Source organism: Marinicauda salina (genome assembly GCF_003122085.1).
Lineage (GTDB): Bacteria > Pseudomonadota > Alphaproteobacteria > Caulobacterales > Maricaulaceae > Maricicauda_A > Maricicauda_A salina.
Map to the genome: position 1 here is coordinate 816,667 of NZ_QEXV01000001.1, position 14,698 is coordinate 831,364.

Below are 14,698 nucleotides of genomic sequence, written 5' to 3' on the forward strand. Positions count from 1 at the left end.
GCTTTGCTCATATGGCGAACCTGGAAATGGTCTCTGTTCCGGCCTCGCCTACTTTGTCGCTAATCCGACTAGGGCCTGTACTCAATTCGAGGATTTCCTGGGAGGGCGACGCATGATTCCTTCTGCTCAGGCAGGAGGGTTATCATGGCGCGTTATGATCTGAGCGATGAGGAGTGGCGGATCGTCGAGCCGCTGTTGCCTCGTGCCGGCCGCGGCAAGCCGCGTGTGGATGACCGCAAGGTCGTCAACGGCATTTTCTACGTGTTGCGGACCGGCGCGCCGTGGCGGGACCTTCCCGAGCGCTACGGGCCGTATACGACGGTCTATAACCGGTTCAACCGATGGGCCAAACGCGGGGTCTGGCTGAGGATTTTCGAGGAACTGGCGCGACGCTCGCCACATTCGCTCCACCTGATCGACAGCTCGATCGTACGCGCCCACCAGCACGCGGCGGGCGGAAAAAAAGGGGGTCCGGATCACGCCGTCGGCCGTTCTCGTGGCGGACTGAGCACCAAGATCCACGCCGTCGTTGATCAGGACGGCCTGCCGGTGAAGCTTCTCATCACGCCGGGCCAGGCGTCCGACAAGACCGCCGCGCCGCTTCTGCTGGAAAGCCTGCCGCCAGCGCGCCTGGTCGCCGATCGCGGCTACGCTCGTCGCCTCCAGACTATGGATCAATGCCGCCGCTATTGTGTCCACGCTCTAGCGGCTTAGGAAGCTCAGTTGAGATCCGCCAACCGCATCAAGAAGCGTCCATAATTGGACTTCTTAAACATTTCGGCGCGTTCGCGGAGTTCGTCGATCGTGATCCAGCCTTGTTTGAAAGCGATCTCTTCCAAACACGCAATCTGCAGGCCTTGACGGCGCTCCAGCGTGCGCACGAAATCGGCCGCGTCCACAAGCGAGCTCACAGTGCCGGTGTCGAGCCAGGCGAAGCCGCGTCCCATCCGCTCGACCTTCAGATCCCCGCGCTTGAGGTAGGCTTGGTTGACGCTGGTGATCTCAAGCTCGCCGCGCGCCGAGGGTTTGACGTCGGCGGCGATGTCCAGAACGTCATTGTCGTAGAAGTATAGCCCGGTGACCGCGAAGTTCGATTTCGGTTTCTCAGGTTTCTCCTCGATTGAGAGCACTTGGCCTGTCTCATCGAACTGGACCACGCCGTAGCGCTCCGGATCGGTCACGTGATAGCCGAAGACGGTTGCGCCTTTCTCGCGGGCCGAAGCGGTCTTAAGCAGGTCGGCGAAGCCGTGTCCGTAGAAAATATTGTCGCCGAGGATGAGGCAGACTCGGTCGCCGCCGACGAAATCCCGCCCGAGAATGAACGCTTGGGCGAGCCCCTCTGGCCGTGGCTGGATCACATAAGAAAGGCTTATGCCCCATTGTGACCCGTCGCCGAGGAGGCGCTTGAAGGCGGACTGGTCTTCCGGCGTGGTGATAATGAGTATTTCGCGGATCCCCGCATGCATCAGCACCGATAAAGGATAGTATATCATCGGCTTGTCATAAATGGGGAGCAACTGCTTGGAAGTTGCCAGAGTAATCGGATTAAGCCGCGTTCCACTGCCGCCTGCTAGCACGATGCCCTTCATAAATGGGGACCTCTTCAGCTTGTGAAATTGATGGCGCTGCGCGCGCGTATAGCGTGCATGCCGCTAACAAGAAAGTGCGTTAGGCGACATGGGTGGTTTGGTTCCAAATCGCCTTTGGAGCGACACGGCGCGCTCCGCACTGGCGGGGCGGAAGCTCCTATTGTATGCAGGGTTTTCTGAAGCTCAATCACGAAATGGCGCGCGTCATGAATGTAGACTGTCTTGATATTCCGGACGTAAAAGTTGTTGCACCTGCTCGTTTTTCTGATGAGCGAGGTTTCTTTTCAGAGGCGTACAATGAACGCAGCTTCGCTGCGGCGGGAGTTGATGCGCGATTTGTTCAGGACAACCACTCCTATTCGGCGAGCGTCGGCACGGTAAGAGGTCTTCATTTTCAGAGCCCGCCCTATGCCCAGGCCAAGCTCGTGCGGGTCGCTGTCGGGCGCATCTTCGACGTTGCGGTCGACATTAGGCGCGGTTCGCCGACCTTCGGCCATTCGGTTGCAGTGGAGCTCAGCGCCGACACAGGCAATCAGTTGTTCATTCCAGCCGGATTTCTACATGCCTTCATGACGCTCGAGCCAGACACCCATGTGCTTTACAAGGTTGATGCGTTTTATTCACGCGAACATGACGGGTCGGTCCGCTTTGATGATCCCGACCTCGCGATCGACTGGCCCCTGCCAGCTGAAGAGGCTGTTCTTTCGAAGAAGGACGCTGCCGCGCCATCCTGGGCGGAGTTTGAATCGCCTTTTCAGTATGAGCGGTGAGCGTTCGATGAGCTGAGCGACGCTCGGTTCGCGCGGCGGTGAGCGATGCACCCGACGGTTGAGGGGTGGCGAGCAAGCTGCGCTGGGGCCGGAGATTTCGAAAACCGCTGCGTCGCGCCGGGTTCGCGGCCCAAATGCGTTCGAGGCGCGAACGAGCGGCCAGGCCAGGCGTCTGAAAGGGCTGTCGCTGCCGCCTTGCTATGGGGGCGGACATCGGTCACAAGAGCCGTTTATTTTGTCGGAGTCGGGATCGAGACAGCATGAAGGATCCAATATTCATCGTTGGATCGGGGCGGTCGGGCACGAGCGTCCTGCTCAACACGATACGAAAGTCCCTCGAGATTCCTGGGCATGGGGAAGGCCACTTCTTTCCCCTCATTCGCGAAGTCAATCGAACGATCAACGGGTACTTCGATCGGCGGAAGGCCCAAGCGGAAAACGAACGCCACCTTCTCCACCATGTCGACGTGAAGGGTTTCCGCAAGCAGTTCGCCGCGACCATTCGGGACGTCTATAAAGCCCAATACGGAACCGAGGGCTTTATCGACAAGACGCCCGGCCTGCAAGGGGTCAAGGCGATCCCGCAAATGCAGGCCGCGTTCCCGAATATGCGCGTGGTGTTCGCAAAGCGCCGCGGGATCGAGGTCGTCCGGTCGGCCATGCGCAAGTTCCCGCACGCCGATTTCAAAACCCATTGCGAAATCTGGCGCGATTGCATGGCGAGCTGGGCGGTCAGCCGGCCGAAGCTCCGCTGCGGCTATGTCGAGATCGACCAATTCGATATCGCCAACGCCCCCGAGAAGGTCGTCGATAAGTTGGGAGCGCTGCTTGAAATCGAGGACGGCGCTCGGGAGAGAATGCTCTCCTTCTTCAAGAGCGACCGACCTCAATCGAGCGGGTCGCTAAACTCGGTGCCGTGTTCAATCGACAACGCTGATTGGTCAGAAGACCAGATCCAATCCTTCCGCGAAATTTGCGGGGGTATGATGGATGTCTACGGATATTCGGAGTCTGACCAATATTTCAAATCAGGCTAGGCAAACCCGCAAGGCTGCCTTGGGTCCCGTGTTGACGTGCTCGAAGCATCCGCGTCAGCGTGCGGTCTGTCGGCGCTCGTGCGCCATTTCTCGATTCCGGTGTTTCGGAGCAGTGGCGATTCGCCGTGCCCGACGCCGAAGGCCCGGCGGCGGCGTTCACCACCGCCGTCGCCGTTCAGCTGCTCGCCTATCATATCGCCGTCCACAAGGGCACCGACGTCGACCAGCCGCGCAACCTGGCGAAGTCGGTGACGGTGGAATAGCGAAACCATTCGTGACTTTATGGCGTCGCCGGATGCGCCTAGACGCGCCGGCGTCGATCCGCCGCCGCTCCGAGAGGTCCTGCAATCCATGCCCGAGATGATCCCGTTCATCGATCTCGCCGCCCAGCGCGCGCGCATCCAGGACCGGCTCGACGCCGCGATCGACAAGGTGATCGGGGAGGGGCGCTACATTCTCGGCCCCGAGGTCGCCGAGCTGGAAGAGCGGCTCTCCGCATACGGACAGGCGCCGCACGCGCTGGCCTGCGCCAACGGCACCGACGCGCTCGCGCTGCCGCTGATGGCCTGGGGAATCAAGCCCGGCGACGCGGTCTTCGCGCCGAGCTTCACCTTCGCGGCGACCGCCGAGGTCGTCGCCTGGCTGGGCGCGACCGTGGTCTTCGTCGACATCGATCCCGAGACCTATTGCATGGATCCCGACCGGCTCGCCGAGGCCGTCGAGTGGGCGAAGGGCCAGGACGGGCTGAACCCCGCCGTCGTTATCGCCGTCGACCTGTTCGGCCAGCCCGCCGATTATCCGCGCATCGCCGAGATCTGCCGGGAGAATGATCTGAAGCTCATCGCCGATTCCGCGCAGGGCTATGGCTGCACGCTCGACGGCGAGCATCCCATACACTGGGCCGATGTCGCGACCATCAGCTTCTATCCGGCCAAGCCGCTGGGCGGCTACGGAGACGGCGGCGCGGTGCTTTGCAAGGACGCCGATCTGCATGCAGTGATGAAATCGCTCCACGTCCACGGCGAGGGCGCCGACCGCTACGAATACGCGCGCATCGGCATGAACTCGCGCATGGACACCATTCAGGCCGCGGTCCTGCTGGTGAAGATGGACGTCTTCGACGACGAGATCCGGGTGCGCAATGAGGCCGCCGCGCGCTACGCCGAGGGTTTCGGCGATCTCGTCCGCCCCCACAAGGTGATCGAGGGCGGCCGCTCGGTCTGGGCCCAGTACACCATCGAGGTCGATGACCGCGACGGGTTCCGCGCCGCGCTCGCCGATCGCGGCGTGCCGACGGCGGTCTATTATCCCCGGCCGCTGCACATGCATCCGCCGTATGCGGATTATCCCCTCGGCCCGGGCGGGCTGCCCGTCACCGAGGCCGCCGCAGACCGCGTCGTCTCGCTGCCGATGGACGGCTATCTCGAGGGCGAACGCCAGCAGCGCGTGATCGAGGCCGTGCGCGCCGCGCTCGGCTGACGCGATGACCGGCGGGCGCGTCGCCGATGCGACGATCCTCATCGTCGCCTACCGCGCCCGGCAGACGGCGCCGCGGCTGGCCGCTGCGCTCGACGCGCTGACGGTGAAGCCCGCGGCGATCCTGATCCTTGAGAACGGATCGCCCGAGGACGAGCGCGTCGATCCCGCGGACCTGCCCGAGGGCGCCGAGCTGATCGTCAGCGAGGACAATCTCGGCTTCGCCGCGGGCAATAATCGGCTCGCCGAGCGGGCCGAGACCGAGTGGCTCGTTCTGCTCAACCCAGACGCGTTTCCCAGGCCGGACTGGCTCGCCGAGCTTCTGGCGGCGGCCGAGCGCCACTCCGACGCCGACCTGTTCGGCTCCACGCAGTGGGCCGCCGACGCGCCCGGCGTGCTCGACGGCGCCGGCGATGTCATGCTCGCCTTCGGCGTTCCCTATCGCGGCGGCTACGGCAAGCGCATGGACCCGCCGGCCGAAGGCGAGGTGTTCGCGCCCTGCGGCGCGGCGATGATGGTTCGCCGCGACGTGTTCGCCGCGCTCGGCGGTTTCGACGAGGACTATTTCTGCTATGTCGAGGACGTCGACCTGGGCTATCGCGCCCGCCTTGCGGGCCGCCGCGTGATCCAGGTGAGCGCCGCCCAGGTCGATCATGTCGGCTACGGCGCGACCGGCCGGCGCTCCGAATTCGCCACCTATCACGGCGTCCGCAATCGCTTCTGGTGCTTTTTCAAGAATACGCCGGGCTGGCTGGTCTGGGCGCTCGCGCCGGTCCACCTGGCGCTGACGGCCGTGTTCTGGCTGTCGGCGGCGCGTTTCGGCCATTTCGGGTTGTTCGGGCGGGCGCTGCGAGATGCGCTGGCGGGCTGGCCGCGCCTGATGGAGAAGCGTCGCGCCGTACAATCGCGCCGCGCGGCGACCGTCGGCGAGATCGCCCGTGCCCTGGCCTGGAATCCGATGCGCCTGCTGACCCGCGCGCCCGATGTGCGCGGCGATCGCGGCTGATCGCCGGGGTATGCGTTTCGTCGCCGATCGCCTTTGATTCCGTGCGCCCGACGGGCTAATCAGCGTGGCGAGGGAGCCAAGTCCGACAGACGCGAGCGACGATGCCCGAGATCGACGACGCCGTGCGCCGCTACGCAGCGCGCTTCAAAGACCGCCCCGAACGCGCCCAGCCGCTGTCGGCGCACCTGCGGGAGCTCGAGGCGGAATCCGTCCACATCATCCGCGAGGTCGCCGCCGAGTTCGAGCGTCCGGTGATGCTCTACTCGATCGGCAAGGACTCCGCGGTGATGCTGCATCTCGCGATGAAGGCGTTCTGGCCCTCGCGCCCGCCCTTTCCGCTGCAGCACGTCGACACGACGTGGAAGTTCCGCGACATGATCGCCTTCCGCGACGCCATCGCCCGCGAGCTGGGCCTGGAGATGCGCGTCGAGATAAACGAGGAGGGCGTCGAACGGGGGATCAATCCGATCGACTCGGGCTCGAACCTGCACACCCAGGTGATGAAGACCGAGGCGTTGAGGAACGCCATGGCCCGCCACGGCTACGACGCGGCCTTCGGCGGGGCGCGGCGCGACGAGGAGAAATCCCGCGCCAAGGAGCGCATCTTCTCGTTCCGGGACGGCAATCACGGCTGGGAGCCGCGCAATCAGCGCCCGGAACTCTGGCGCAACTTCAACACGCGCATCCGCAAGGGCGAGTCGATCCGCGTCTTCCCGCTGTCCAACTGGACCGAGCTCGACATCTGGCAGTACATCCTCGAGGAGGACATCCCGATCGTGCCGCTCTACTTCGCCGCCGAGCGGCCGACCGTGGAGCGCGACGGGACCATCGTGATGGTCGATGACGACCGGCTGCCGCTCGAGCCCGGCGAGACCCCGGTCGATCGCTGGATCCGCTTCCGCACGCTGGGCTGTTATCCGCTCACCGGCGCGATCGAGTCGCGCGCCGCGACGCTGGAAGAGATCGTCATGGAGATGCTCACCGCGCGCACGTCGGAGCGCTCGGGACGTCTGATCGATTTCGACGAGTCCGGCTCGATGGAGAAGAAGAAGCGCGAGGGGTATTTCTGATGACTCACCAGGAAACCCGCGCCGAGATCATCTCCCGCCTCGCCCGTTCGGGCGACCGCGGCGTACTGCGCTTCATCACCTGCGGCTCGGTCGACGACGGCAAGTCCACCCTGATCGGCCGGCTGCTCTACGACTCCAAGCTGCTGTTCGAGGACCAGCTTACCGTGCTCGAGCGCGATTCGCGCAAGCACGGCACGGCCGGCGAGGAGATCGACTTCGCGCTGCTGCTCGACGGCCTCGAGGCCGAGCGCGAGCAGGGCATCACGATCGACGTGGCCTACCGCTTCTTCAACACCGAGAAGCGCAAGTTCGTCGTCGCCGACACGCCCGGCCACGAGCAGTACACCCGCAACATGGCGACCGGCGCCTCGACGGCCGATCTCGCCGTCATCCTCGTCGACGCCCGTCAGGGCGTGCTCGCCCAGACCCTGCGCCACACCTACATCGCCAACATGATGGGCATCCGCCACGTCGTGCTGGCGGTCAACAAGATGGACCTCGTCGAGCATTCGCGCTCGCGCTTCCACCAGATCGTCTCGGAATACCTCGAGACCGCCGACGGGCTCGATTTCGAGACCATCACGCCGATCCCGATCTCGGCGCGCTTCGGCGACAACGTCACGCGCCGCTCGGAGGCCATGGACTGGCATGACGGGCCGACGCTGATCGAGCATCTCGAGAACGTCGAAGCCCATGTCGACGCCAAGACGCACGCCTTCCGCCTGCCCGTGCAGTGGGTCAATCGCCCGAATCACGACTTCCGCGGTTTCTCCGGCACCATCGCCGCCGGCGAGGTCGCCGTCGGCGACGAGATCGTGGTCGCCGCCTCGGGCGTGAAGGCGACGGTCTCCCGCATCGTCACCGCCGACGGCGATCTCGAACGCGCCGGCGCCGAGCAGGCGGTCACGATCGTGCTCGACCGCGAGATCGACGTGGCCCGCGGCGACGTGCTGGTCGCCGCCGACGACCGCCCGGAGGTGTCCAGCCAGTTCGCCGCCGAGCTGCTGTGGATGAACGAGGAGGAGCTGCTGCCCGGCCGCTCCTATCTCCTGAAGGCCGGCCCGCAGGTGACGCCGGCGACGGTGACGACGCTCAAGCACAAGCTCGACATCAACACGTTCGACAAGGAGCCCGGCCGGAATCTCGGGCTCAACGAGATCGGCGTGTGCAATCTCTCCACCGCCCGGCCGATCGCGTTCGATCCGTACAAGGAGATCCGCGAGACCGGCTCCTTCATCCTGATCGACCGCTTCACCAACCAGACGGTGGCGGCGGGCATGATCGAGTTCGGGCTGCGCCGGGCGAGCAACATCCACCTGCATGCGCTCGACGTGAGCAAGGAGCGCCGCGCGGCGATCAAGGGCCAGAAGCCGGCGATTCTCTGGTTCACCGGGCTGTCGGGCGCGGGCAAGTCGACCATCGCCAACCTGGTCGAGCAGAAGCTCGCAGAGGCCGGCCACCACACCTACACGCTCGACGGCGACAATATCCGCCACGGGCTGAACAAGGATCTCGGCTTCACCGACGCCGACCGGGTGGAGAATATCCGCCGCATTGGCGAGGTGGCGAAGCTGTTCGTCGACGCCGGCCTGATCGTGACGTGCTCCTTCATCTCGCCGTTCCGTTCCGAACGCCGGATGGTCCGCGAGCTGGTCGAGGAGGGCGAGTTCATCGAGATCTTCGTCGACGCGCCGCTGGAAGTCTGCATGCAGCGCGACCCGAAGGGCCTCTACCGCAAGGCGCAGGCGGGCGAGATCAAGAACTTCACCGGCTTCGACAGCCCCTACGAGGCGCCGGAGCACGCCGAGCTCGTCGTCGAGACCGCCGATCTCACCGCCGAGGAGGCGGCCGATCAGGTCATCGCGAAACTGAAGGAAGCCGGTCGGCTGGGGTAAGGCGCCGGTCGCGGACGCGTCAGCGCTCCTGGCGGACGATCTTGCCGTCGGCGCCGATATGAATGCCGCACTCTGTCTTGTCCTGGTCGGCCCAGCGCCCGGCGCGCGGGTCGGCCTGCGCGTCGGCGACCGGCGACGTGCACGGCGCGCAGCCCACCGAGGGATATCCGCGCGCAAGGAGCGGGTGATCGGGCAGGTCGTGCGCGCGGGCGTAGGCGCGCAGATCCTCCGCCGTCCAGTCGTAGAGCGGGTTCAGCTTGAGCTTGCCGTCCTGGATCTCGACGCGCGGCAGTTCGCTGCGCTCGCCGCCGTGGTGGCGCTTCCGGCCCGAGATCCAGACCTTGTAGGGCTGAAGCGCGCGGACCAGCGGCAGCGTCTTGCGGACGTGGCAGCACAGGTCGGGATTGCGCTTGTGAAGATCGCCGCCGGGGTCGTCGGCGGCCAGATCGTGGGCGCTCGGCTGGAGCGTCTGCACGTTCGTCAGCCCGAGGCGTTCGACAAGTTGATCGCGGTACGCCAGCGTCTCGGGGAAGAGCTTGCCCGTATTGATGAACAGCACCGGCGCGTCGGGCGCCACCTTGGCCAGCTGATGCAGGATCACGGCGGACTCGGTGCCGAACGAGGAGACCACGCACGCCTCGCCGGGAAAGATCCGCGTGAGCGTGCGCTCGATCGCGCCGGACGCGTCGAGATCCTCCAGCGCGGCGTCGAGCGCCTGGGCGCCGGCCTCGAGCGCGAGGCGGTATTCGGATTTCAGTGCGGCCATTGAAGCCCCTCGAACGGTCCGCGTCTGCCGCGCCTCGCGCCTGTCCGCAATGCGTCGCCGGGACGCAGGGTCCAACCCAGCATAGCCGGATCGGCGGCCGAACCCACCCCCGGGCCGCGCCGGGACGCGCTCAGGCCGGCTTGGCTCCCCACGCGACGAACGGGCCGTTGCGGTAGCCGGCCTCGGCCTTGCCGTAGAGAAAGGCTTCGCCCTCGGGCGTGGTGACCGTTCCGCCGGCGGCGGAGAGCACGGCGTGGCCGGCGGCGGTGTCCCACTCCATCGTCGGGCCGAAGCGGGGATAGAGATCGGCGCCGCCCTCGGCGACGCGGCAGAACTTGAGCGACGAGCCGGCGCTGATCGACTCCGTGACTCCGTGCGTCTCGGCGAAGCGCCGCGTCTGCTCGTCGGCGTGCGAGCGGCTCATCACCGCCGTCAGTCCCGCCGCGGGACGCGTGCGCGTGCGGATCGGCGCGAGCATGTCGGGATCGAAGGCCGCTCCCGGCGCCAGATCGGCCGCAGATGCGGCCTCGCCGCCGAGATAGATCCGCGCCTTGGCCGGGGCGTAGACGCAGCCCACGACCGGCCGGCGGTCCGAGACCAGCGCGATATTGATCGTGAACTCGCCGTTCTTGTTGATGAACTCCTTGGTGCCGTCGACCGGGTCGACGAGGAGGAAGTCGCCGCGCGTGTCGGCGCGCTCGCCGGCCTCGAAGCGCTCCTCGGCGAGCACGGGCACGCCCGCCAGTTCGCGCGCCAGCGCGGCCAGGATGACGTCCTCGGCCCGCCGATCGGCCTCGGTCACCGGGGAACGGTCGGCCTTCTGCTCGGGCGTGAATTCGGTGGCGTAGACCGCCATAACCGGCCTGGCGGCGTCAGCGGCGATGCCGGCGAACAGCCGGGCGAGGGCGTCTGGTTCGGTCGTCATGTCGGGAAATCTCGGCGCAGTCGGGAAGGGTCGCCCACCATGCCGATCGCGCCGGACAAGGCAAGTCGCGGCGGTTGTTCGACCATCACTTGAACTTTGCAGCGTAACGACGGATTTTACGATCATGAGCGATCAGGATTCCGCCGCTGCGCCCGACCCGCTCGACGCCGCCTCCGAGCGCCTGTCCCAGGCGGTCGCCCGCATCGAGTCGCGTCTGGAGGGCATGCAGGCCCGGCTGAACATGGCCGAGGGCGATGTGCGCGCCGCGCATGGAACCGACGAAGATCGCGCGCGCCTGGCCGAGGAGCTCGACGCCGCCCGCGCCCGCGAGGCCGAGCTCGCCGACGCCGCCCGCGAGGCCGGCGCGGCGCTGGACGAGGCCCTTGCGGAGCTTCGCGCCACGCTCGCCGACGAAGCGGAGCGGCCCTGACATGTCGAAGGTCACCATCTCCCTCAACGGCCGCGCCTTCACGATCGGGTGCGAAGAGGGTCAGCAGGCCTATCTGCGCGAGCTGGCCTCGCATCTCGACGGCCATGTGCGCGAGATCTCCGAAAAGGTCGGCCAGATCGGCGATCTGCGCCTGCTGCTGATGGCCTCGCTCATCGTCGCCGACGAGCTGCGCGAGGCGCAGGGCCGCGTCCAGACGGTCGAGGAGGAGCTCGACGCGTTGAAGTCGCGGCTCTCGGACGCCGATTCGAAACGCCGCAATGATCGCGCCCAGGCCGCCGAGGCGCTGGTCCAGGCCGCCGAACGTCTTGAAGCCCTGGCCGCCGACGGCGACGCTGGGGAAAGCGCTTGAGGCGGACCGGGTCCGGGCCCATGTTCATGCAAGGCGGTTTCTGGAGCGTGCGTCAGACGACAGCATCCCGGCGACCTTACATCTCTGAGAGGGAGCTACCTCTGTCCGGGGCCGTGGCCCCGGTCACGCGGCGCCCACCTGGTTATCCGGGTCATCAGGGATCGATGTTCGTCGACGGCGCATCCGGAGCCGCCGCTCCGTTTCCTCCATGTTTCTGAACTGGCGAAAGACGCGCGCGCGGGCGACCGCGGCGAAGGCGCGCCGGATCGCCTACGAGATGGATCCCGAGGCGGGCCATCGGCTGGCGGCGAACTTCCCCGACGAGGCCTGGCCGGCGATCCACGCGACGGTGGCGGGCTATCGCGCGATCCACGACGAGATCGATCCCGAGCCGCTGATGGAGACCTTCTTCTGCGAGCAGGCCCGGCTCTGCCTGCCCTGCGTCGCCGGACCCGACCAGCCGCTGGTGTTTCGCGCGTGGTCGCCCGGCGATCCGCTGGTGCGCGGCGCGTTCGGCGTCGAGGAGCCCGCTCCCGAGGCGCCGGAGGCGCGGCCGCGCCTGGTCCTGCTGCCTCTATTGGGCTTCGACGAGGCGGGCCGCCGGATCGGTTACGGGGCCGGCTTCTACGACCGCACGCTGGAGGCGCTGCGCCGGCAGGGACCGGTCACGGCGGTGGGCATCGCCTACGAGGCCCAGAAGCTCGACCGCGTGCCGGCCGCGCGTCACGACGCGCCCGTCGACTGGATCGTCACCGAGCAGCGCGCCTACCGCACGGGGACGTGACGGCCGGCCGCAGCGGGGCGTGCTTCGTCAGCGAGCCGCGGCCGGAGGCGCCTGGGAGCCGTCCACCTCGGCGGTGCCGTCGAAATAGCTCTGGATCGTTGGCCACACATACGCCGAAACGCGTCGGCCCATTTCCAGCCCCTCGATATTATCGGCGGCGATGTGATAGCCGCCATAGAGGCGTGAAATCCCCGCGGCCTCGGCGGTCTCGGAGAAAGTCGGGAAATGAAGCGTCACCGGCGTTTCGTGGCCCGGCTCGGTGAGCGAGCCCGCCATGCGCTCGACGCTGTAGCCGAAATGGTCCGATCCGGTGAATCGCGCGAGCGTCGCCGCAGACGCCGCGCTCACGGTGGAATGTCCGGACGGATAGCCGGCGAAGGGCGGCGTCGGGAACTCGAACGGGGAGTACGGCATCCAGTCGGAGCCCGACAGGCTCACCGTGCCTTCGCCGGGACCGCCCCAGCCCTCGATCGTGTCGTCGCCGAAATAATAGCGCACCAGCGTCCAGGGCCGGGAAGTGTCGTAGTAGATCTTGCTGTCCCACGAGGCGATGAAAGCGTCCATCGCCGTGTTGGCCACCGCGAAATAGAGCTTCACGTCCGTGTCGAGATCGTTCTGGTCGCGGCAGCTGACGACCTGGGACATCTGCAGCCAGTGTCCGGACTGTCCCGTCGATTGGGGGCCGTCGCGCATGAACTCGACCAGCGCCTTCTGCTCGACCGTCAGCTCGGCGTTCATGCGCGCGACTTCCTCGATCTCCTCGCGCAGCTGGTCCTCGCCGACGAGCGGCGGCGGCGGCGCGCGGAACTGGTCAGCGCTTTCCAGGCCGAACGGTTCGACCCGGTACCAGTGCGGCGTCAGCCATTCCTGCACCGCCACGCCGCCTTCTCCGTCGCTGGCGGGAATGGGCTGCCAGCGATCGGGATCGACGATCCGGTAGGGGCCGTTCACCGGCCGGTACATGGTGTAGTCGGAATAGGGGGAGCCGTCGGAGCCCCGCTCATCGCCCAGCTGATTGGCGCCGTCGTGATGGCGCGCCTCGAGGACGGCCTCGGCGGCCAGCCGCCCGACCCCTTCCGGCCGGGACGGATCGCGCGTCACCAGTTCGGGGTCCAGCCCGAAGGCCTCGAATTCCCGGCGCAGGAAGTCGGCCTGTTCGGGATACTGATCGAGCGCCGCGATGAAGCTCGCATAGGCGATCGCGACGCGCTTGTTCTCCAGCGTGCGTTCCTCGGGCGGCCTGCGCAGCGCGTCTCCGTAGCCGGTGCCGACGGCGACATCGTCATAGGCTGCCCACGCGTCGAATGCAGCGGTTTGCACGATCGCCATCTGTCGCGACAACACGGTCGGGCGGGCGCCGAAGACTTGGACATCGGACGCCGCGGCCTCCAGGGAGACATCCAGCCAGTGGTAGGCTGCGCTTGGCGTGAAATCCTCCGGTCCGGTCGCGCAGGTGCGCGTCTCGGCGCTCGCGGCGAGAAGCATCAGGCTTTCAATGATCATGGTCGTCCCTCCCTTGAGCGCGACCCTAACTTCGCGACAGGGGCGCGCAACCCGTTGGTCGTCGGGTCCTCGCAATCGAATCAGGCGCCTGATCGCTGGATCAGCTCTGCTTCGAGCCTGTGCGGCGCCGGCCCCGGGCTGACGCCGTCCGTCTCGGAGCCGCGCCCGCGCCGACGCATGTCCGGCCGGCCGCAGCGGGGCGGATTGGAATTCGTCCGCGGACGGCCTAGAAAGCCCGCGCCTTCGGACGACCTTCCCGACCCAGGAGCCCCGCATGGCGGCCGTGACCCAGCAGACGGTGATTTCCGTTCGCCACTACACCGACCGGCTGTTCGCCTTCCGCGTCACCCGGCCGGCGAGCTTCCGCTTCCGCTCGGGCGAGTTCGTGATGCTCGGCCTCGAGGTCGACGGAAAGCCGCTGCTGCGCGCCTATTCGATGGCGAGCCCGGCCTGGGACGACGAGCTCGAATTCTTCTCCATCAAGGTGCCCGACGGGCCGCTCACCTCGCGGCTCCAGCATATCGAGCCCGGCGACGAGATCCTGCTCGGCGCCAAGGCCACCGGCACGCTGGTGCTCGACGCGCTTCTGCCCGGCGACCGGCTCTACCTGCTCTCCACGGGCACCGGCATCGCGCCTTTCGCCAGCATCGTGCGCGACCCCGAGACCTATGAGCGCTACAGCCGGGTGATCCTCACCCACACCTGCCGCGAGGCCGCCGAGCTGGAATACGGCCGCGAACTGGTCGCCGCGGTGAAGGCCGATCCGCTGGTCGGCGAGCTGGCGAGCGAGAAGCTCGTCTACTATCCCAGCGTCACGCGCGAGGCCTTCGAGCGCACCGGGCGCATCACGAAGCTGATCGACGAGGGGACGCTGTTCGAGGAGATCGGCGCGCCGCCTTTCGATCCCGCCTGCGACCGCGTGATGATCTGCGGCTCGAAGGCGATGCTCGAGGACTGCCGCAAGCGCGTCGAGGCCGCGGGCCTGACCGAAGGCTCGAACTCGCGGCCCGCCGAGTTCGTCGTCGAGAAGGCGTTCGTGGGCTGAGACTACAGTCTTTATCCTGTTGCTGACGCCGG

Annotated in this window: 16 protein-coding genes and 1 other RNA gene; 13 read left to right on the forward strand and 4 right to left on the reverse strand. The window is 66.8% G+C overall.

All coding sequences use genetic code 11. The annotated features are described in order from the left end of the window. The first annotated feature begins 144 nt into the window (after nt 1–144). Nucleotides 145–714: an IS5 family transposase gene (locus tag DDZ18_RS03665; RefSeq protein WP_109251975.1), complete on the forward strand. Its 570-nt coding sequence runs from the start codon at nt 145–147 to the stop codon at nt 712–714. Between the two features lie 5 nt (nt 715–719). Here the strand turns inward: DDZ18_RS03665 and rfbA are convergent, their stop codons facing one another. Next, complete coding sequence (gene rfbA, locus DDZ18_RS03670; RefSeq protein WP_109251976.1) at nt 720–1,589, reverse strand: glucose-1-phosphate thymidylyltransferase RfbA; 870 nt, start codon at nt 1,587–1,589, stop codon at nt 720–722. Nucleotides 1,590–1,753: 164 nt separating this feature from the next. Here rfbA and rfbC point away from each other — a divergent pair, with 164 nt between their 5' ends. From rfbC to cysN, 7 genes are all read left to right on the forward strand, one after another. After that, nucleotides 1,754–2,359: a dTDP-4-dehydrorhamnose 3,5-epimerase gene (rfbC, locus tag DDZ18_RS03675; RefSeq protein WP_233245690.1), complete on the forward strand. Its 606-nt coding sequence runs from the start codon at nt 1,754–1,756 to the stop codon at nt 2,357–2,359. Between the two features lie 260 nt (nt 2,360–2,619). After that, the gene (locus DDZ18_RS03680) at nt 2,620–3,396 is read left to right on the forward strand and encodes a sulfotransferase (protein ID WP_158272053.1); all 777 of its coding nucleotides are present in this window, start codon (nt 2,620–2,622) and stop codon (nt 3,394–3,396) included. 125 nt (nt 3,397–3,521) lie between these two features. Further along, on the forward strand, nt 3,522–3,659 hold the full coding sequence (locus tag DDZ18_RS13860) for a hypothetical protein (protein ID WP_158272054.1): 138 nt from the start codon (nt 3,522–3,524) through the stop codon (nt 3,657–3,659). Nucleotides 3,660–3,747: 88 nt separating this feature from the next. Further along, entirely contained in the window at nt 3,748–4,875 is a 1,128-nt protein-coding gene (locus tag DDZ18_RS03685; protein ID WP_109251978.1) for a DegT/DnrJ/EryC1/StrS family aminotransferase, read from the forward strand. 4 nt (nt 4,876–4,879) lie between these two features. Continuing rightward, nucleotides 4,880–5,878, forward strand: a complete 999-nt coding sequence (locus DDZ18_RS03690; protein WP_109251979.1) for a glycosyltransferase family 2 protein — start codon at nt 4,880–4,882, stop codon at nt 5,876–5,878. A 101-nt stretch (nt 5,879–5,979) separates the two neighbouring features. Further along, the gene (cysD, locus tag DDZ18_RS03695) at nt 5,980–6,948 is read left to right on the forward strand and encodes a sulfate adenylyltransferase subunit CysD (protein ID WP_109251980.1); all 969 of its coding nucleotides are present in this window, start codon (nt 5,980–5,982) and stop codon (nt 6,946–6,948) included. Continuing rightward, a complete protein-coding gene (cysN, locus tag DDZ18_RS03700; protein WP_109251981.1) occupies nt 6,948–8,843 on the forward strand; it encodes a sulfate adenylyltransferase subunit CysN in 1,896 nt (631 codons plus the stop codon). The genes cysD and cysN overlap by 1 nt, the downstream gene beginning before the upstream one ends. Nucleotides 8,844–8,862: 19 nt before the next feature. Here the strand turns inward: cysN and DDZ18_RS03705 are convergent, their stop codons facing one another. Together DDZ18_RS03705 and cysQ are read right to left on the reverse strand one after the other, a co-directional pair. Beyond that, nucleotides 8,863–9,609: a phosphoadenylyl-sulfate reductase gene (locus DDZ18_RS03705; RefSeq protein ID WP_109251982.1), complete on the reverse strand. Its 747-nt coding sequence runs from the start codon at nt 9,607–9,609 to the stop codon at nt 8,863–8,865. 130 nt (nt 9,610–9,739) lie between these two features. Continuing rightward, complete coding sequence (gene cysQ, locus DDZ18_RS03710; protein WP_109251983.1) at nt 9,740–10,534, reverse strand: 3'(2'),5'-bisphosphate nucleotidase CysQ; 795 nt, start codon at nt 10,532–10,534, stop codon at nt 9,740–9,742. Between the two features lie 124 nt (nt 10,535–10,658). Here cysQ and DDZ18_RS03715 point away from each other — a divergent pair, with 124 nt between their 5' ends. The 4 genes from DDZ18_RS03715 (at nt 10,659) to DDZ18_RS03730 (ending at nt 12,118) form a co-directional block, all read left to right on the forward strand. Further along, nucleotides 10,659–10,964: a DUF4164 family protein gene (locus tag DDZ18_RS03715; RefSeq protein WP_109251984.1), complete on the forward strand. Its 306-nt coding sequence runs from the start codon at nt 10,659–10,661 to the stop codon at nt 10,962–10,964. Nucleotide 10,965: 1 nt separating this feature from the next. Further along, the gene (locus tag DDZ18_RS03720) at nt 10,966–11,334 is read left to right on the forward strand and encodes a cell division protein ZapA (protein ID WP_109251985.1); all 369 of its coding nucleotides are present in this window, start codon (nt 10,966–10,968) and stop codon (nt 11,332–11,334) included. Nucleotides 11,335–11,368: 34 nt separating this feature from the next. Then, nucleotides 11,369–11,528, forward strand: a non-coding RNA gene (ssrS, locus tag DDZ18_RS03725) — 6S RNA. A 14-nt stretch (nt 11,529–11,542) separates the two neighbouring features. After that, the gene (locus DDZ18_RS03730; RefSeq protein WP_109251986.1) at nt 11,543–12,118 is read left to right on the forward strand and encodes a 5-formyltetrahydrofolate cyclo-ligase; all 576 of its coding nucleotides are present in this window, start codon (nt 11,543–11,545) and stop codon (nt 12,116–12,118) included. Between the two features lie 27 nt (nt 12,119–12,145). Here DDZ18_RS03730 and DDZ18_RS03735 read toward each other — a convergent pair whose 3' ends face one another. Next, nucleotides 12,146–13,621 carry a vanadium-dependent haloperoxidase gene (locus tag DDZ18_RS03735; protein ID WP_109251987.1) on the reverse strand — a complete coding sequence of 492 codons (1,476 nt, stop codon included), beginning with the start codon at nt 13,619–13,621 and terminating at the stop codon, nt 12,146–12,148. Between the two features lie 274 nt (nt 13,622–13,895). On the opposite strand from DDZ18_RS03735, the gene DDZ18_RS03740 reads away from it, so the two are divergent. Beyond that, nucleotides 13,896–14,666: a ferredoxin--NADP reductase gene (locus DDZ18_RS03740; protein ID WP_109251988.1), complete on the forward strand. Its 771-nt coding sequence runs from the start codon at nt 13,896–13,898 to the stop codon at nt 14,664–14,666. The last annotated feature ends 32 nt before the right edge of the window (nt 14,667–14,698 follow it).